The 15,570-nt window shown below is 65.3% G+C and carries 16 protein-coding genes and 1 pseudogene; 12 read left to right on the forward strand and 5 right to left on the reverse strand.

Annotated elements, in window-relative coordinates:
* The first annotated feature begins 147 nt into the window (after positions 1–147).
* Together LB551_RS02685 and LB551_RS02690 are read left to right on the forward strand one after the other, a co-directional pair.
* Positions 148–762 (forward strand): TetR/AcrR family transcriptional regulator, encoded by a 615-nt coding sequence (locus tag LB551_RS02685; RefSeq protein WP_140552265.1) that lies wholly within the window; start codon positions 148–150, stop codon positions 760–762.
* Between the two features lie 57 nt (positions 763–819).
* On the forward strand, positions 820–1,818 hold the full coding sequence (locus LB551_RS02690) for a bestrophin family protein (RefSeq protein ID WP_224658104.1): 999 nt from the start codon (positions 820–822) through the stop codon (positions 1,816–1,818).
* An 85-nt stretch (positions 1,819–1,903) separates the two neighbouring features.
* Here the strand turns inward: LB551_RS02690 and LB551_RS29885 are convergent, their stop codons facing one another.
* The 3 genes from LB551_RS29885 to LB551_RS02700 form a co-directional block, all read right to left on the reverse strand.
* Positions 1,904–2,032, reverse strand: coding sequence for a hypothetical protein (locus LB551_RS29885; protein WP_263495665.1), 129 nt, complete (start codon positions 2,030–2,032; stop codon positions 1,904–1,906).
* Between the two features lie 32 nt (positions 2,033–2,064).
* Complete coding sequence (locus tag LB551_RS02695) at positions 2,065–2,385, reverse strand: hypothetical protein (RefSeq protein WP_224658105.1); 321 nt, start codon at positions 2,383–2,385, stop codon at positions 2,065–2,067.
* Positions 2,386–2,505: 120 nt separating this feature from the next.
* Positions 2,506–3,258, reverse strand: coding sequence for a DUF899 domain-containing protein (locus tag LB551_RS02700; protein WP_224658106.1), 753 nt, complete (start codon positions 3,256–3,258; stop codon positions 2,506–2,508).
* Between the two features lie 107 nt (positions 3,259–3,365).
* On the opposite strand from LB551_RS02700, the gene LB551_RS02705 reads away from it, so the two are divergent.
* From LB551_RS02705 to LB551_RS02715, 3 genes are all read left to right on the forward strand, one after another.
* Entirely contained in the window at positions 3,366–4,586 is a 1,221-nt protein-coding gene (locus tag LB551_RS02705) for a helix-turn-helix domain-containing protein (protein WP_224658107.1), read from the forward strand.
* 36 nt (positions 4,587–4,622) lie between these two features.
* Entirely contained in the window at positions 4,623–5,255 is a 633-nt protein-coding gene (locus tag LB551_RS02710; protein WP_224658108.1) for a PQQ-binding-like beta-propeller repeat protein, read from the forward strand.
* A gap of 159 nt (positions 5,256–5,414) precedes the next feature.
* Positions 5,415–6,245 carry an aldo/keto reductase gene (locus LB551_RS02715; RefSeq protein ID WP_224658109.1) on the forward strand — a complete coding sequence of 277 codons (831 nt, stop codon included), beginning with the start codon at positions 5,415–5,417 and terminating at the stop codon, positions 6,243–6,245.
* Between the two features lie 199 nt (positions 6,246–6,444).
* Here LB551_RS02715 and LB551_RS02720 read toward each other — a convergent pair.
* Positions 6,445–6,812: pseudogene (locus LB551_RS02720) on the reverse strand (endonuclease domain-containing protein).
* A 248-nt stretch (positions 6,813–7,060) separates the two neighbouring features.
* Entirely contained in the window at positions 7,061–7,366 is a 306-nt protein-coding gene (locus tag LB551_RS02725; RefSeq protein ID WP_140500102.1) for a hypothetical protein, read from the reverse strand.
* A 220-nt stretch (positions 7,367–7,586) separates the two neighbouring features.
* On the opposite strand from LB551_RS02725, the gene LB551_RS02730 reads away from it, so the two are divergent.
* The 7 genes from LB551_RS02730 (at position 7,587) to LB551_RS02760 (ending at position 15,384) form a co-directional block, all read left to right on the forward strand.
* A complete protein-coding gene (locus tag LB551_RS02730; RefSeq protein ID WP_224658191.1) occupies positions 7,587–8,228 on the forward strand; it encodes a glutathione S-transferase family protein in 642 nt (213 codons plus the stop codon).
* 254 nt (positions 8,229–8,482) lie between these two features.
* Positions 8,483–10,006, forward strand: a complete 1,524-nt coding sequence (locus LB551_RS02735; protein ID WP_224658110.1) for an ATP-binding protein — start codon at positions 8,483–8,485, stop codon at positions 10,004–10,006.
* Positions 10,007–10,142: 136 nt separating this feature from the next.
* Positions 10,143–11,915: a class I SAM-dependent DNA methyltransferase gene (locus tag LB551_RS02740; RefSeq protein WP_224658111.1), complete on the forward strand. Its 1,773-nt coding sequence runs from the start codon at positions 10,143–10,145 to the stop codon at positions 11,913–11,915.
* Entirely contained in the window at positions 11,912–13,003 is a 1,092-nt protein-coding gene (locus LB551_RS02745; RefSeq protein ID WP_224658112.1) for a BsuBI/PstI family type II restriction endonuclease, read from the forward strand. The genes LB551_RS02740 and LB551_RS02745 overlap by 4 nt, the downstream gene beginning before the upstream one ends.
* Positions 13,004–13,191: 188 nt before the next feature.
* Positions 13,192–13,392, forward strand: a complete 201-nt coding sequence (locus tag LB551_RS02750; protein ID WP_140500096.1) for a hypothetical protein — start codon at positions 13,192–13,194, stop codon at positions 13,390–13,392.
* 356 nt (positions 13,393–13,748) lie between these two features.
* Positions 13,749–14,672, forward strand: a complete 924-nt coding sequence (locus LB551_RS02755) for a helix-turn-helix transcriptional regulator (protein ID WP_224658113.1) — start codon at positions 13,749–13,751, stop codon at positions 14,670–14,672.
* Positions 14,673–14,865: 193 nt separating this feature from the next.
* Positions 14,866–15,384 carry an AraC family transcriptional regulator gene (locus tag LB551_RS02760; RefSeq protein WP_224658114.1) on the forward strand — a complete coding sequence of 173 codons (519 nt, stop codon included), beginning with the start codon at positions 14,866–14,868 and terminating at the stop codon, positions 15,382–15,384.
* Positions 15,385–15,570 lie beyond the last annotated feature (186 nt).

Here is a 15,570-nt window from a genome sequence, read left to right on the forward strand (position 1 = left end):
TTTGGCTTGCAAGCTTTCAGCACGTGACATACCGGTTCCCCTGATTATATGATAAAGGTGCTCCACTAAAGCGGAGGCGCCTCCGTTTATTACGTGGGGGCTGACCCGATGGGGTTCAAGCCCCATATTTCGACAGTGGAGAAAAAATTGGCCGCAGAGCCGTCCGCCATCCCCGACCAGAAGACCGCAGAGGCCAAGCCGCTGCGCGCCGACGCGCAGCGCAACCGCGACCGGCTGGTCGAGGTGGCGGCCTCGGTCTTCGCCGAGCGCGGGATCGACGCCTCGCTGGAGGAGATCGCGCGCCGCGCGGGCGTCGGCATCGGCACGCTCTACCGGCATTTCCCGACACGCGAGCATCTGGTCGAGGTGGTCTACCGCCGCGAGGTGGAGGGGCTGTGCGCGGCCGCCGGCGAACTGGCGGCAAAGCATCCGTCCGACGTCGCGCTGGAAGAATGGATGCGGCGCTTCGTCGACTATATCGCCACCAAGCGAGGGCTTGCGACCAGCCTGCGCATCCTGTTGACGGCGAATGCCAATCTCTATTCCGACACGTCGGGTCGGGTCTCGGCGGCGTTGCGGCAATTGGTCGAGGCGGCGGTGGCCGACGGCACCATCCGCGGCGATGTCGACGCGTCCGACGTGCTGCATGCGCTGGGCGGCATCTATTCGGCGCCCGACACCCCGGATTGGCGCGATCGCTCGCGCCGGCTGGTCCGGCTGCTGATGGACGGATTGCGGTTCGGCGCCGCCAAGGCTAGGTGAGGGCGACTGGAGACTGGCCTGCGGCTAGCGGGCACGTCCGCGATTTGGGGGCATCTTATGTATGTGGGCCGTTCCTACAAGGTGATGGATTTCGCGCTCTGGTCGCGGCGCAGCGTCATCTACATGGTGGTGGTGAGCGGACTGGCTGTCGCGGCCTACCGCCTTCCCGGCCTTGCGGGGTTCTCGGTGCCATGGTCTGTCGTGCTGGTGCTCGGCACCACGGTGTCACTGGTTGCGGGCTTCAAGAATTCCCAGGTGTTTACCCGCAGCGGTGAAGCGCTGCAGGCCTTTGCGCAAATCACGGCCAGCAGCCGGTTGTGGTCCAATTTCTGCAGGGACTTCACCGACGCCCTGACGGCGAAGCAACTCATCTATCGCCACATCGCCTGGATGACGGCGCTGCGTTTCGCGCTGCGGCGGCCGATGCCATGGGAATCCATGGCGCGGGCCGCCAATATCGAATACCGGCGGCGTTACCATGTCCAGGAGGATACGGGCTCGATTGCCGACGAATTGCGGCCGTTGCTGGCCGAGCAGACCGGGGGCGTCCTGAAATCGCCCCGCCCGGCGATCGCCTTGCTCGAAATGCAATCGGTGCAGGTCAATGGCTTGTTCAAGGACGCCAAGATTCCTCCGCAGATCTATGGCGAACTGACAAAACTCATCCGCGACTTCCACGACCAGCAGGCACGCTGCGACCGCATCAAGAACAATCCCTATCCCCGCCAATACGCCATCGTCAGTTCCATGTTCGTCATGATCTTCTGCACGCTGTTGCCGTTCGGCGTCGTGCCGGTCTTCGCCGAGATGGGCAAATTCGGCGGGGCGCTGGGCTCGATCGCGATCTGGCTGACGATCCCGTTCAGCACGCTGCTGGGCTGGGCATACATGTCGCTCGACCAGGTCGGCGAGAGCAGCGCCAACCCTTTCGAGGGCAACGCCAACGATGTGCCGATCTCGCAGATCTGCCGCGACATCGAGATCGAGATGCGGACCGGGCTCGGCGAGGTCGACCTGCCCGCGCCATTGCTGCCTGTCAACGACATCGCGACGTAAAAGCCAGCGCGCTTGGCGGCGATGAGCAGGGCGAACGGCCGGCGTCATTCCGCCTGGGCGGCGCGCCGGCTCCGTTGTCGAAGCGTCAGGTCTTTTCGGGCGTGCACCAGGGGCAGCCCTTGGCGGGTTGCGACGGCTCGTCGCCCCGCCGTGTCGGCTCCGCCTCGATCGGCTCCCGTGTGTCGGGACAGTGCGTCTCGGTCGTCCGTGTCATGGTCCTTCTCCTTGATGGGTTGCATCGGCGATTCAAACTGCTTGCGCAATGCTCTGTTTTTGCGGTGTTTTCTCTAGGCGCTTTGCTTTCTCCCGGCCCGCCTGCCTGTTGGAAATCATGCGCAGCCAGGGCGCCAGATGGAAGGCGCTCATCAGCAGGTACATGGCCGGCATGCCGGTGAGCGGCGAGGACGTGCCCATGCACAGCATCGCCGCATCGCCGCCGAAGATGCCGGCCAGCAGCGCCATCAGGGCAAAGGTCGGCGCCGCGGCGAGGCCCAGCCAGTCGGCGGTGCCGAGGCGGGCCGCGTCCTGATCGGGAATAGGGTGGTCGGCTGTGTGGATGTCGCTCATGTCTTGCTACCTCGGTCGCGTAGTGGCGAGGACCTGGAAGGCTGTGGCCTTCCCGGAAAGCTGCCGCCTTGCGAAGAGCGTCCGGCCGCGCTTGCGCGGAGCCGGCGCTCTAGCCAGGCTCTACTGGGCGTCCTTGTTGCGGAATGCCGCCTCGCCGGCAGCAGACACTTCGTCCCATTTCTTGTCCGGCGCGGTGTCGGCGTCGTAATTGTCGCTCCAGTTCCACCATTTGTAGGTCGGGGTCTGCGGATAGCCTTCGGGCGAGTCCTCCCAGACCTCCTGGCGGCCGAGCGGCGTGGCGTCGAGGTAGCTCCAGACGGTGCCCATCGCCTCGTCGCCGCGGTTGTTGATCAGATAGGTGCGGAAGATGCGGTCCCCGTCGCGGATGAAGACGTTGTGGCCGTGCCATTCGTCGACGCCGAAATCTTTGTCGAAGCTGTCGGTGATTGTGTACCAGGGCATTGCCCAGCCCATCCGCTTCTTCAGCCGCGCAATGTCAGCCTGCGGCGCGCGCGAGGCATAGGCCAGCGTGGTGTCGCGGGCGTTGAGATGGGCGAGGTTGGAGACCTGGTCGGCGCCCAGCGAGCAGCCGCGGCAGGCGTGATCGGGCCAGCCATACACACCCGGCTCGAAGAAGGCGCGGTAGACGATCAACTGGCGGCGGCCCTCGAACAGGTCAAGCAGGCTCGCCTTTCCGTTGGGTCCTTCGAAGGTGTAATCCTTCTCGACGGCCATCCACGGCATGCGGCGGCGCTCGGCGGCCAGCGCGTCCTTGGCGCGGAGCGTCGCCTTCTCCTTTACGAGCAACTGCTGGCGCGCCGCCTCCCATGCTTGCTGGGAAACGATCGGCGGTGTGTGCATCTGCTTGGTCATGGCTTTTGCCTCGCTGTTCCGGTTTGATGTGACGGGACTGACATAGCGCCGGACAGCGGGATGGTGAGAGTTACAAGTGTGGCGGGATTCGCCGTGGCGGGATTTTGATGGATTCGCTGATCACGGCCGCGGGGCTGTTGCTGGCGGCGGGTGATCCGCTCGGCGCGCTCGACCGCGTGGCGCTGCGCGAGGACGCGCCGGCGCTGGCGCTGCGCGGCATCGCAATGGCGCAGCTTGGCGATCTCGACCGGGCTAGGGCGCTGCTGCGGCGGGCGGGGCGCGCCTTCGGACCCAGGGAAGCGGTGGCGCGCGCCAGGTGCGTCGTCGCCGAAGCCGAGATCGCGCTGGTTTCGCGCGACCTCGGCTGGCCGGCCAAGGCGCTCGATGCGGCGCGGGTGACGCTGGAAAGGCAAGGCGACCGGCTGAACGCCGCGCATGCGCGGCACCTGGAAGTGCGGTTCCTGTTGCTGATCGGCCGCCTCGACGAAGCCGAGCAGGTGCTGGCCGGGCTCGATGCGACGCCCTTTCCGCCGGCCTCGCGGGCCGCGCACGAGCTGGTCGTCGCCGGCATCGCCATGCGGCGCCTCAGGACGAAGACCGCGCGCGCGGCACTCGAGCGGGCACGGCACGCCGCATGGCGGTCCGGCATTCCGGGACTGATGGCCGAGGTCGACAGCGCGTTCCGGGCACTGGCAACGCCGGCGGCGCGGTTGATCGCGAACGGCCAGGAGCATCCGCTGCTGCTCGAGGAGGTCGAGGCCTTGCAGGCATCGGAAGCGTTGGTGGTCGACGCTCTTCGTCATGTCGTGCGCAGGCAGGAGGCGCTGGCCTCGCTGGCGACGCGCCCGGTGCTGTTTGCGCTGGCGCGCGCATTGGCCGAGGCCTGGCCCGGGGACATGCCGCGCGCGGCGCTCATCGCCAGGGCGTTCGGCGGGAGGCACGCCGACGAATCGCATCGCGCCAGGCTGCGGGTCGAGATCGGCCGGCTGCGCGCCGAGCTGCGCGGTCTGGCTGACATCCAGGCGACCAAGCGCGGTTTTTCGCTGGCGCCGAAGCGGGGCGCAGAGGTGGTGGTGCTGGCGCGGCCGATCGAGGAGCGACATGCGGCGGTGCTCGCCTTCCTCGCCGACGGCGAAGCCTGGTCGAGCTCGGCGCTGGCGCTGGCGCTCGCATCCAGCCAGCGCAGCGTACAGCGCGCGCTGGAGCAGCTTGCCGAGACCGGCAAGGTGCAATGGTTCGGCCATGGCCGGGCGCGCCGCTGGATGATGCCGCCGGTGGCGGGTTTCACGACCACCTTGTTACTCCCGGCGCCGTTGCCGAACGGCTAGGAATGGATCATTCGATCAAAGGCGAGGATGAAGGACATGAAACATGCAGCGGCCGAGATCCTGCGCGAATACGGCCCCTTTGCGGGCGTGGACAGCGTGCATGGCGTGAGCTTCGACGGGCAGAACGTCTGGTTTGCCTCGGGCAAGGGGCTCACCGCCTTCGACCCTGAGAGCGGGCAGGCGGTGCGCTCGATCGATGTCGCCGCGCATGCCGGGACGGCTTATGACGGCCAGTATCTCTACCAGCTCGCCAAGGACCGGATCCAGAAGATCGATCCCGGCACCGGCGCGGTGCTGTCCACCATTCCGGCGCCCGGCGGCGGCGGCGATTCCGGCCTCACCTGGGCCGAGGGCACGTTGTGGGTGGGGCAGAACCGCCAGCGCAAGATCCACCAGATCGATCCCGAGACCGGGGCGGTCCTGCGCACCATCGAATCCAACCGCTTCGTCACCGGCGTGACCTGGGTCGATGGCGAGCTATGGCACGGCACCTGGGAAGGCGACCAGAGCGACGTGCGGCGCGTCGACCCGGAGACCGGAGACGTGCTGGAACGGCTGGACATGCCGCCCGGCAAAGGCGTATCGGGGCTCGAATCCGACGGCGGCGACCGCTTCTTCTGCGGCGGTGGCCCGGGCGGCATGGTGAGGACCGTGCGCCGGCCGAAATGAAAGCTGATCTTCCGGTGAACTCACGTGCCGGCGCCTGCGGACAAGCGACAGGAGCATCGCCTGTGTCGATCACACATTCGGCAATTTGTCCGCCGCCGGCTGGCCGTCGTCCGATGCCGGGCCTAGATAGGCTGGACCAGCTTTACAAAGGACCAGACCATGCCTGAACAGATTTCGTTGAACGACGGCTCGACCATTCCCCGGCTCGGCCTTGGCGTGTGGCAGGTCGATCCCGCTATCACCGCCAAGGTGGTGGGCTGGGGGATCAAGGCCGGCTACAGGCTGATCGACACCGCCGAAGGCTACCAGAACGAGAAGGGCGCGGGGGAGGCGATCCGGAGCGCGGGCGTGCCGAGAGGCGAGCTGTTCATCACCTCGAAGCTGCGCAACGGCGCGCACCAGCGCGATGCCGCATTGCGCGCCTTCGAGGATACGATGGACAAGCTCGGCATCGACCAGATCGACCTGTTCCTCATCCACTGGCCGGTGCCCAGCCAGGACAAATATGTCGAGGCCTGGCAGACATTGGTCGAGCTGCAGAAGGCTGGCCGGATCAAGTCGGTCGGCGTGTCGAATTTCAACCGGGATCACCTGGAGCGCATCATCGGCGAAACCGGCGTCACGCCCGCCGTCAACCAGATCGAGCTGCATCCGCGCTTCCAGCAGCGCGAGATCAGGGAGTTCCATGCCAGGCACAACATCCATACCGAAAGCTGGAGCCCGCTCGGCAGCGGCAGGCTGCTCGGCGACGCGACCATAGCAGGCATCGCCGCAAAGCACGGCAAGTCCGCGGCGCAGACGATGATCCGCTGGCATCTCCAGGAAGGGCTGATCGTCATCCCGAAATCGGTCCACCAGGACCGCATATCAGCCAATTTCGACGTCTTCGATTTCGAACTGGACGCGCAGGACCTGAAAGCCATCCGCGGCATGGATTCAGCCGACGGCCGCGTCGGGCCAAACCCTGCGACGGCGGCGTTCTTGTTCTGAGGTCACCAAGGTTTTTACTCTACGGCGCCCCCCTCTGTCCTGCCGGGCATCTCCCCCACGAGGGGGAAGATTGGCTGTCGTGAATGCTTTCGCCAATTTTCAACTTTGAAAAATGTGGCGCTGGAGCCAAAGCTACCGATCTCCCCCCTTGTGGGGGAGATGCCCGGCAGGGCAGAGGGGGCGCTGTCCCGCCGGCGTCTCAGGGTGGCCCGCCCAGACCTGCCGCGATAACGATATGCTGGCAGACATTGTCTATGTCGCGGATGACATCGTCATTCCAGAAACGCAAGACGATCCAGCCATCCTGTTCCAAGCGTTTGGTTCTGGCCTCGTCAGCATTTGCACGACCGGCGTCGCCGTGCTGCGAGCCATCGACCTCTGCAATCAACTTTTTCTCCGGGCGAAGTCTACGATGTAGCCGGCGATGGGGAATTGCCTGCGAAAGCCCAGGCCCATCAGCCTATGCGCACGAAGCTCATTCCAGAGCTTTAGTTCGGCATCGGTCATGATCCTGCGCATCGATTTCGCGTTAGCGCGGTGTCTTGGCGGCAAGGGTGTGTGTGGCATGGTGTGAGGTTGCTTGAGCTGAGGTTATGACGACAACGTTTTTACTCTACGGCGCCCCCCTCTGTCCTGCCGGACATCTCCCCCACGAGGGGGGAGATTGGCAGCTTTGACTTCAGCGCCACATTCTTCAACGTTGAAGATTGGCGAAAGCATTCGCGACAGCCGATCTCCCCCTTGTGGGGAGATGCCCGGCAGGGCAGAGGGGGGCTGTCCCGCCGGCGTCTCAGGAGATCAGCAGCTTCAGTGCCTCAAATCCCGGAGCCATCCAGCTGCTGGGCGTCGTCGCCTTCCCAGGGCGAGGGCATGGAGGCGCGGGCGAGGTTGGCCGAGGGCATGGGCATCCAGCATTTCAGCTCGGGCTCGGCATATTCGACGATGCGGCCGGGCGAGGAGTCCGAGGCGCGCCAGCCTTCTTCGCCGAACTGGTCGCCATCCGACCAATAGGCGAGGTCGACTTCCGCCGGTCCCTGTTCGGACGGGCGGACCGTGACGAGGATCCGGCTGCCGTCCTTGGGCGCGCTCGACATGTGGCGCCAGCGGTCGGGCTCATCCATCGCTCATCCTCCTCGAGATACATTGCCGTGCTTCGAGAGGGATAGTCGCCTCGCGTCCGGAAGCGGTCAACCCGGACTTTTCGCAAAACCCGTCGTTGCGGTCGACCGCATTGTCGGATTCGATCGGCTCTATCCGTCCTTGGCGTGCATGCCGCAACAAAGGAGCGAGGCGATGGCGAGTGACAAGATCGGGCCGGAACCGCACGGGGCGGACGCGGGGATGAAACTGTTCTTCAGCCGCAACCCCAATCCGCGCCTGGGAGTCGCGGTGGCCCGTCACCTCGGGGCGAAGGTCGCGTTCGAATTCGCGTCGCCCATGGCGCCGGGGCAGGCGGAGCGGTTCCGTCCGCTCAATCCCAATCTTTCCCTGCCCTTGCTGACCTGGCCTGGTGGGAGCCTCTGGGAAGCGGACGCCATAGCCTGCCGGCTTTCGCGCGACATGGGTTCGGATTTCTGGCGCGCGGGCGATGACGAACCCGAGATGATCCGTTGGCTGAGCTGGGGCAAGGAGGAGTTCGTCAGGGCCTGCGACATCGTTCATTTCGAGCGCGGCACCAAGCAGCGCTACGGCATCGGTCCGATCGACGCGGAAAAGGTCGCGGAAGGACTGGAGCAGTTCCACAGGACCGCGCCGATCCTGGAGGCGGCACTTGGCCGGCGGCCATGGCTGGCAGGGACTTCGGTTTCCTATGCCGATTTCCGCATGGCGACGTTCCTGCCCTTCAACGACGCCGCCCGCTTGCCGCTCGGCGATTATCCCGGGATCGAGCGCTGGTATTGCCGGCTCGAAGAGATCGATGCCTGGCGCGATCCGTTCCAGGGACTGGACGCGCCCGCATTGGCGCCGGTCCCCGGACTGTGATGCCCGCGTGAGACGACGCGGGAGCGGTCGACCAGGCTTCAGGGTTTGAATCGCGATTCCTCTTCAACTGGTTGTTTTCATGTGCATCCGAAACGATTGCGCGCTTGTCATGCAATCGTTCAGCCCGCCGGATGTTCGCATCAGGCAGGCAGCATTCGCACAACTGTGCGCAACGCCCAACTGCCGGCCATCGGCGCTCGACGCGTTGCAATCGGGTTGATAAGTCCCTCTGCGAAGGAGCGGCTGAGTCTGACATGACCGTTGCGATCGAGATGGGACAGACGACCGCGGGCGCGCCGGCGGCGCTGGACCTTGAGGAACTGCTGGCGACCCGGCTTTTGGTGCAGGGCAATTCGGGCTCCGGCAAATCTCATTTGTTGCGCCGGCTGCTGGAGCAGAGCGCGCCCTGGGTGCAGCAGACCATCATCGACCCCGAAGGCGACTTCGTGTCGCTCGGCGAACGCTTCGGCCATCTGGTGATCGATGCCGAGGAGCATACCGAGCGCGGGTTGCAGAGCGCCGGCGAGCGGGCGCGCATCCACCGCGTCTCCACGGTGCTCAACCTCGAAGGACTCGACGCCGAGAACCAGATGCGGCGCGCCGCCGCCTTCCTCGGCGGGCTGTTCGAGGTCGCGCGCGACCATTGGTATCCGATGCTGGTGGTGGTGGACGAGGCGCAGCTTTTCGCGCCGGCGGTGGCCGGCGAGGTTTCCGACGAAGCGCGAAAGCTTTCGCTCGGCGCCATGACCAATCTGATGTGCCGTGGGCGCAAGCGCGGGCTTGCCGGCATCATCGCCACGCAGCGCCTGGCCAAGCTTGCCAAGAACGTCGCGGCGGAGGCTTCCAATTTCCTCATGGGCCGCACCTTCCTCGACATCGACATGGCGCGCGCGGCCGACCTGCTTGGCATGGAGCGACGGCAGGCGGAGGCTTTTCGCGACCTGGAGCGCGGGCATTTCATGGCGCTGGGCCCGGCGCTGTCGCGCCGTCCGCTCGGCCTGCGCATCGGCCCGACGGATACCAGCCCGCGCAACGGCACGCCGCGGTTGATGCCGTTGCCGGAAGCGGCGTTGGAGGATGCCCGCGCGATCATCCTGGCCGCACCTCCGCCGGAGACCGTGCGGCCGCAGCGGCGGGTGACGTCGCCGGACCTGCTCGACCAGTTGATGGCGGCGAAGTCGGCGGCGCTGGAGATCCGCCCCGAACCGGCGGAGCCGGCGCCCAGCGCCGAGCACCTGGCCGAGCGGCGCGAGCGGATGGACCGCATCCTGCGCGCCATCCTGGCCGAACCCGATGCGGGCTTCCGCGTCATCGGCGTGCTCTACCAGGAGTTCGTGGTGCGCTGCCGCATCGAGGGGCTGGCGTCGGTCGTGCCCGATCTGCAGGAGTTCCGCCGCATGCTGACACGCGCCCGCGCCGGCGTCGGCTCCGATATGGCGCAGGACGATGCGTGGCGCGACGTTTCCGTGCGTGCCTCGCTGCTGCCCGAGGACATGCAGGGCGTGTTCATGATGATCGCCCGCGCGGCCAAGGAAGGCTGGCCCTGCCCGAGCGACGCCGCGATCGCCCGCGCCTATGGCTCGCACTCCATGCGCCGCGCCCGGCGCCTGCTCACCTATATCGAGGAGCAGGGCCTGATCGTGTGCCAGCTCGACGGCACCGGCCGGCGCACCGTGACGCTGGTGGAACTCGCCTGGGCGACAGCGCCGGGCGACCCCAATGCGGCGCCGGGCGAGCCCAACGCGCAGGAGACGGAGCAGGGCAGCCTGGCGCTGTGAACGATGCATGCGCGCGGCATGGTTGCGGTTTTCCACTGGAACATAACGAGAACATATGATACTCTATCGCATCGGTGAGTCTTGCGCGGTACGGTCGAGGGCGATGGGAAAAATTTCACAGATTCGCGGGTCGAAATTGGCTGCCGTTTTGCGCTCGGCGGCCGATGCATTGGCAGCGGCGCGCGCGGAGCTGTCGAAGGCTCGCGTTCTGGCGCGCGCATGGTGCGAGACGATCGACGAATGCGATCGCGAAACCTATGCGGTTTCGCTGACCCGGCGCGCGCTGGAGGCCTTGTCGGCGGCGCTCGGCATTTCCCCGGCGATCTGCCCCTCGCTCGCCTTCGATACGGAGGCGCTGGACGAGCCGGCCTCCGCACTTGCCCACAGCATCGGGGAGACCGCCGCGCGGCTGCCGGTCCTCGAAGCGCTGCATCTCGTCACCAGCCTCTATCCGGTCCTGCTTCCGGCCAGGGAGCGGGGTGAGCGCGGTGCCTTCTACACGCCGCCGGCGCTGGTCAACCGCCTGCTCGACCAGGCCGAGGAAGAGGGCCTCGACTGGCGCAGCGCCCGGGTTCTCGATCCCGCCGCCGGCGGTGGGACGTTTCTGTTTCATGCCGCGCACCGCATGATCGCGGCGCTCGGCGATTGCGAGCCCACCTTCGCGCTCAGCCATGTCGGCACCAGGCTTGCCGGTTTCGAGATCGACCCTCTCGCGGCGCGGCTGGCGCAAGGCGCCCTGGAGATCGCGCTCGCCGATATCGCGACCAGGGCCGGGCGGGCCGCCCCCGCCATGGTGATGGCCTGCGACACGCTTGAAGCCGATCCGGAACCCGTCTTCGACCTCGTCGTCGGCAATCCGCCCTATGGGCGGGTCTCGCTGCCGTCGCAATTGCGCGAGCGCTATGCGCGCGGCCTCTACGGGCACGCCAATCTCTACGGCGTTTTCACCGATGCCGCGCTGCGCTGGACCAAGCCTGGCGGCCTCATCGCCTTCCTGACGCCGACAAGCTTTCTCGGCGGCCAGTATTACTCGGCGCTGCGCAGCCTTCTCGCCAAGGAGGCGCCGCCCGTCGCGATCGACTTCGTGCATGCGCGGCGCGGCGTTTTCGAGGATGTGCTGCAGGAGACGCTGCTTGCCGTCTACGTCAACGGCGCGGAGCCGCGGCGCGCGCAGATCCACTACCTGACCGTCGCCTCCGAGACCGAGGCCGGGATTGCCCGCAACGGCACGATAGGCTTGCCATCCGACCGCGCCATGCCCTGGCTTGCGCCGCGCACGCCGGAGCACAGCCGGCTCATCGCCCGGGCCGAGACGATGACGCATCGGCTTGCCGACTGGGGCTATGGGGTCTCGACCGGCCCGCTGGTCTGGAACCGCTTCAAGGGTCAATTGCGCGATCGCGCCGGCGGCAAGGGCGTGCATCCGTTGATCTGGGCCGAAGCCGTGACCTCCGACGGCCGGTTCGCCTATCGCGCGCGCAAGAAGAACCACGCTCCCTACTTCAAGCTGGAGACCGGCGACGGCTGGCTGCTTGTCGAGGAACCCTGCATCCTCGTCCAGCGCACCACCGCCAAGGAACAGGCCCGGCGCCTGATCGCCGCCGAACTTCACCAGGAATTCATCGATTCGCATGGCGGCGTCGTCGTCGAAAACCATCTCAACATGGTCCGCGCGACCGGCAGCGCGAAGGTGCCGGCAGCGGTCGTGGCGGCGCTTTTGAACAGCCGCGTCGTCGATGATCTTTTCCGCTGCATCAGCGGCAGCGTCGCCGTTTCCGCCTTCGAGCTGGAAGCGCTGCCGCTGCCGCCGCCCAAGAGCACCAGCACGTTGGCGAAGCTCGTCGCAGCCGGTGCGACGCGCGAAAAAATCGAGGCGGAATGCAGCCGCCTCTACGGTGAGCCTGCATGACGGCACGGCCGCCCTATGCGACGCGCGATCTTGTCGCCGGGCGCCTGCCGCTGATCTTTCCGGAGGGCACGCCGAACCGCATCTATTGCATCCGCGAACTTGCCGCCAGCACCGTGTTTGCCGCTCTTTACATCGGCGCCGTCGAGGGTTCGGGACGATTCCTGGGCCCCGTCCATGTCTACCGCATGACCCGCGAGCAGGCGGCGCTGGCGGACGATGCGGATCGCGATGCCTATGCCGCAACCGTCCTGCGCAAGAACGGCGCCGTCGCGGGATCGCGCTGGTACGCGGACAATACGCGCGAGCCCATCCGCGACGAGACGCTGCGCGACGGGCTGGTGGCGATCGGCGCGGTGCTGCGTCGCGAGGATCTGCCGACGACTTCGGGCCAGCCCCGCTATGCGTTGAGAGCGGCGTTTGCCGCCCTGTTCAATCCGGCGCTGGAAGGCGAGGCGCTGGAGACGGCCATCGCGGATTTCCAGGAAACGCATCTCAGCAAGGGCGCGCTGGCCCGCGTGACCATCATGCGCGCCGGCGCCGTCGCCAACACCGCCGGCATCCGCGTCACCTTTCCCAACGGCGACACGCGGCTTTTGGCGCCGGGACCGAGTTCGGTCATCGCGCAAGCCGTCATCGAGGTGTTCGCCAAACGGTTTCTCGCCGCGCCTGCCATGTTGTGGCTGAGCGAGAGCGGCAACAAGGTGGTCCTTCGCGACGACGCCATCGCCAGTGCGATCGGCCTCAAGATCGAGGCCGACAGGAACCTGCCCGACATCATCCTCGCCGATCTCGGCCGCAAGGAGCCGTTGATCCTATTCGTGGAAGTGGTGGCGACCGATGGCGCCATCACGGATCGCCGGCGCGATGCCCTCCATGCCGTCACGGACGCGGCCGGTTTCGACCGAAAGCAGATCGCGTTCCTGACCGCCTACCAGGACCGCCAGTCAGCCGGCTTCAAGAAGACCGTCGCGCAGCTCGCCTGGGGCTCCTTCGCCTGGTTCGTCTCGGAACCCGGCCAACTCCTCGTGCTTCATGACGGCGCGGCCGACGGGCGTCCATTCGGCAGCTTGCCTTGGACAGTGATGTAATAACGCTTTCCCCAGCGTCACTAGGACAGCCGGTCGATCCACGGATTATCCTGTTTTGCGCGCCCTTGGCGGCCTAGCCTGCTATGTTTAATGTTGGACTTATTGTATAGGAATAAGGTCTGGCGAATAGCACTTCGTTTGTTGGGAACGAGTAGCATTTCGTTTGATGGCGAGGGGAGCGCCAAACGATGAAGTTCAACTTCGATGGACCTCCAGTGGATGAGTCCGAGGCCGACATCCCGCTCGCCTGCCAGCGCCAATTGTTGCCTCTCGTGGGCGAAATCGTCGAGGCGGCGGTCGCGGCCGGCTGGGACAAGGATGATGTGCTTCTGGCTTTTGTGGAACTCGCGTGGGATCTTTACGAGAAAGGTCGCGGGGACCCGCAATAGACGGCCATGAACGACTGGCTCCACGCCGCGCCGTTGCGTGCCACTGATACCGAACAACGCTGTCGGAACACGGGGCCGACACAGCCGTGCATGTGAACTCTTCCTTCGTGACCGATGCGTTGCCGGCTTCCGCCCGGGCCGACGAATCCGTAAGCGAAGAACCGTCAAGGCTCTTCGCTATTGACGGTAGAAATGCTGCTGAACTTCCTTCGACGGTCAATTCTTCTTTCTTATCTCGAATAAAGAATTTTCTTTGCGCGTGGAAGTTCTTTCCAATCCGAGGTGTGTGCGTTACGTTGATTCCGGGTTAGGGGAAGGGGATACCAAGCGGCGGTGAGCCGGCTGAGGCGACACGTATGAAACATGCGGGCGGGGCTCGGGAAAGCGGCGCTTCCCGGGGTGTCGATCAAGAGCGGACAGCTCGATACGTCCTGGATATCATTCCGGAAAGTGCTGGTCCCAGAAGAGCCACTGCGCGCGGCAGCGTCATCTATTCCGTCCGCAGCCCTGGATCGCAGAAATTCCTGGCCAGGGAGCATTCGACGGGGATCGTGCTGAGGCCGGCACGCAAACTGAGAGCCTCGCTCGGCAGCGACAGGACCACGCAGTACGATGCGCCGGTCGGCTGTCTCGTCATCAACCCAGCGGGCGTCGACAGCAGGCTGGCCTGGTCGCAGACCAGGGAGAACGCCGTCGTTTCCATCTCTCCCGAAGCGCTGTCCGAGTTGGCGGCCCATGAACTCGACCTCCCGGGCGTGGAGCTCGAGCCGCCCGCGTTCGGCACGGTTGACCTGAGGGCGCTCAACATAGCGCAAATGATCACTGCCGAACTGACCGGCAGGCTGCCGCCCAACGAGCTTTACCTGGACTCGCTGCTGACAGTGTTCGGGGTTCATCTGCTGCGCACCTACACGGGCCGCAACAGGCAGGCCGTGTCGTCCAAAGGCGGGCTCTCGGCCGTTGGCGCCCGACGCGTGCGAGAGTATCTCGACCAGAACTTCGTGCGAAAAGTCATGGTCGCCGAGCTCGCATCGGTCGCGGGGGTGTCACCAAATCATTTTATCGCAAGGTTCGCCAGGACGTTCGGCATGCCGCCGCATCGGTATCTGATCAACCTGCGCCTGGACCTCGCGGAAAAGCTGCTGGCCGGCGGCGAGTTTCCGATCGCCGAAATCGCCTACCTCGCCGGATTCTCGGATCAGAGTCATCTGGCCGCGACCATGAAGAAATACAGGGGAAGAACGCCGGGCGAGGCCGGGAATGCTTCGCTCAAGACCTGAAGGCCCGACTATGGCAAAGTAGCAACACCTGCTGGCCGACCATCCAGGACCGGAATTTCCTACAAGGCTTCCGGAGTTTTTCAAAATACATCCGTCACCACCTGTGCCCCAAGCTTTGCTGGAGTCATTGGAATGCCATTCAGTTCGTGCATTGTTTGCCATCCGGCCGGATCGATCACATGCGGGGCTGGCGATGCGGGCCCGCTTCGATCAATCACGAATTGTTTTTCAGGGGAACGGGGAGGGAGGCCTCAGGTTGAAGTTCATCTGGGAAATATCGGGAGGCCGAAAAATGCCGGGCGATGATGGTCCCCCCGGATCGGTTTCCGGAGCCACTTCGGCCCGGCAGCCGCTGCTCAACGTGAAGGGCGGGCTTTCCGTCCGCAGCGCGCGCAAGGTGCAGGAGTTCCTGAACGAGAACTTCTCGCGCAAGCTGGCGCTTGCCGAAATGGCAGAGGTTTGCGGGTTTTCCTCCTATCACTTCGTGCGCGCCTTCTCGAAGACGTTCGGCATGCCGCCGCATCAGTATGTCCTCGATCTCCGACTGGACTTCGCGGAAAAACTGCTTGCCGACAGCCGCATGACCATCGCCGACATCGCCCATGTCAGCGGTTTTTCGAGCCAGAGCCATTTCACTACGATGATGAAGAAATACCGGCAGATGACGCCGATGCAGGCGCGGGTGGCCAAGTTTAAGGCCAAGGTTAGATGAAGTCGCGCCCTCGGCATTATTTGATTACTTGGTTTTAAAGCAGTTGCTAAGGTAACGAGCCGTTAACCTCCGCCTATATGCTCGGATATTTTCTCGCAACACAGCAATTTCGTGAAATACCGCGAGCGGGAATCATGTCTTTCTGCTGCCGAGCGGAATTGTCACATTTCGTGCCGGCCAGCGGAG

The sequence above is a fragment of the Mesorhizobium sp. BR1-1-2 genome, from assembly GCF_020165435.1.
Lineage (GTDB): Bacteria > Pseudomonadota > Alphaproteobacteria > Rhizobiales > Rhizobiaceae > Mesorhizobium.

Excerpts from the sequence above, each read along its gene's own strand:
- LB551_RS02690 (WP_224658104.1), top strand. The coding sequence starts at position 820 with ATGTATGTGGGCCGTTCCTACAAGGTGATGGATTTCGCGCTCTGGTCG.
- LB551_RS29885 (WP_263495665.1), bottom strand. The coding sequence starts at position 2,032 with ATGACACGGACGACCGAGACGCACTGTCCCGACACACGGGAGCCGATC.
- LB551_RS02695 (WP_224658105.1), bottom strand. The coding sequence starts at position 2,385 with ATGAGCGACATCCACACAGCCGACCACCCTATTCCCGATCAGGACGCG.
- LB551_RS02700 (WP_224658106.1), bottom strand. The coding sequence starts at position 3,258 with ATGACCAAGCAGATGCACACACCGCCGATCGTTTCCCAGCAAGCATGG.
- LB551_RS02705 (WP_224658107.1), top strand. The coding sequence starts at position 3,366 with ATGGATTCGCTGATCACGGCCGCGGGGCTGTTGCTGGCGGCGGGTGAT.
- LB551_RS02710 (WP_224658108.1), top strand. The coding sequence starts at position 4,623 with ATGAAACATGCAGCGGCCGAGATCCTGCGCGAATACGGCCCCTTTGCG.
- LB551_RS02715 (WP_224658109.1), top strand. The coding sequence starts at position 5,415 with ATGCCTGAACAGATTTCGTTGAACGACGGCTCGACCATTCCCCGGCTC.
- LB551_RS02725 (WP_140500102.1), bottom strand. The coding sequence starts at position 7,366 with ATGGATGAGCCCGACCGCTGGCGCCACATGTCGAGCGCGCCCAAGGAC.
- LB551_RS02730 (WP_224658191.1), top strand. The coding sequence starts at position 7,587 with ATGAAACTGTTCTTCAGCCGCAACCCCAATCCGCGCCTGGGAGTCGCG.
- LB551_RS02735 (WP_224658110.1), top strand. The coding sequence starts at position 8,483 with ATGACCGTTGCGATCGAGATGGGACAGACGACCGCGGGCGCGCCGGCG.
- LB551_RS02745 (WP_224658112.1), top strand. The coding sequence starts at position 11,912 with ATGACGGCACGGCCGCCCTATGCGACGCGCGATCTTGTCGCCGGGCGC.
- LB551_RS02750 (WP_140500096.1), top strand. The coding sequence starts at position 13,192 with ATGAAGTTCAACTTCGATGGACCTCCAGTGGATGAGTCCGAGGCCGAC.
- LB551_RS02755 (WP_224658113.1), top strand. The coding sequence starts at position 13,749 with ATGAAACATGCGGGCGGGGCTCGGGAAAGCGGCGCTTCCCGGGGTGTC.
- LB551_RS02760 (WP_224658114.1), top strand. The coding sequence starts at position 14,866 with ATGCGGGCCCGCTTCGATCAATCACGAATTGTTTTTCAGGGGAACGGG.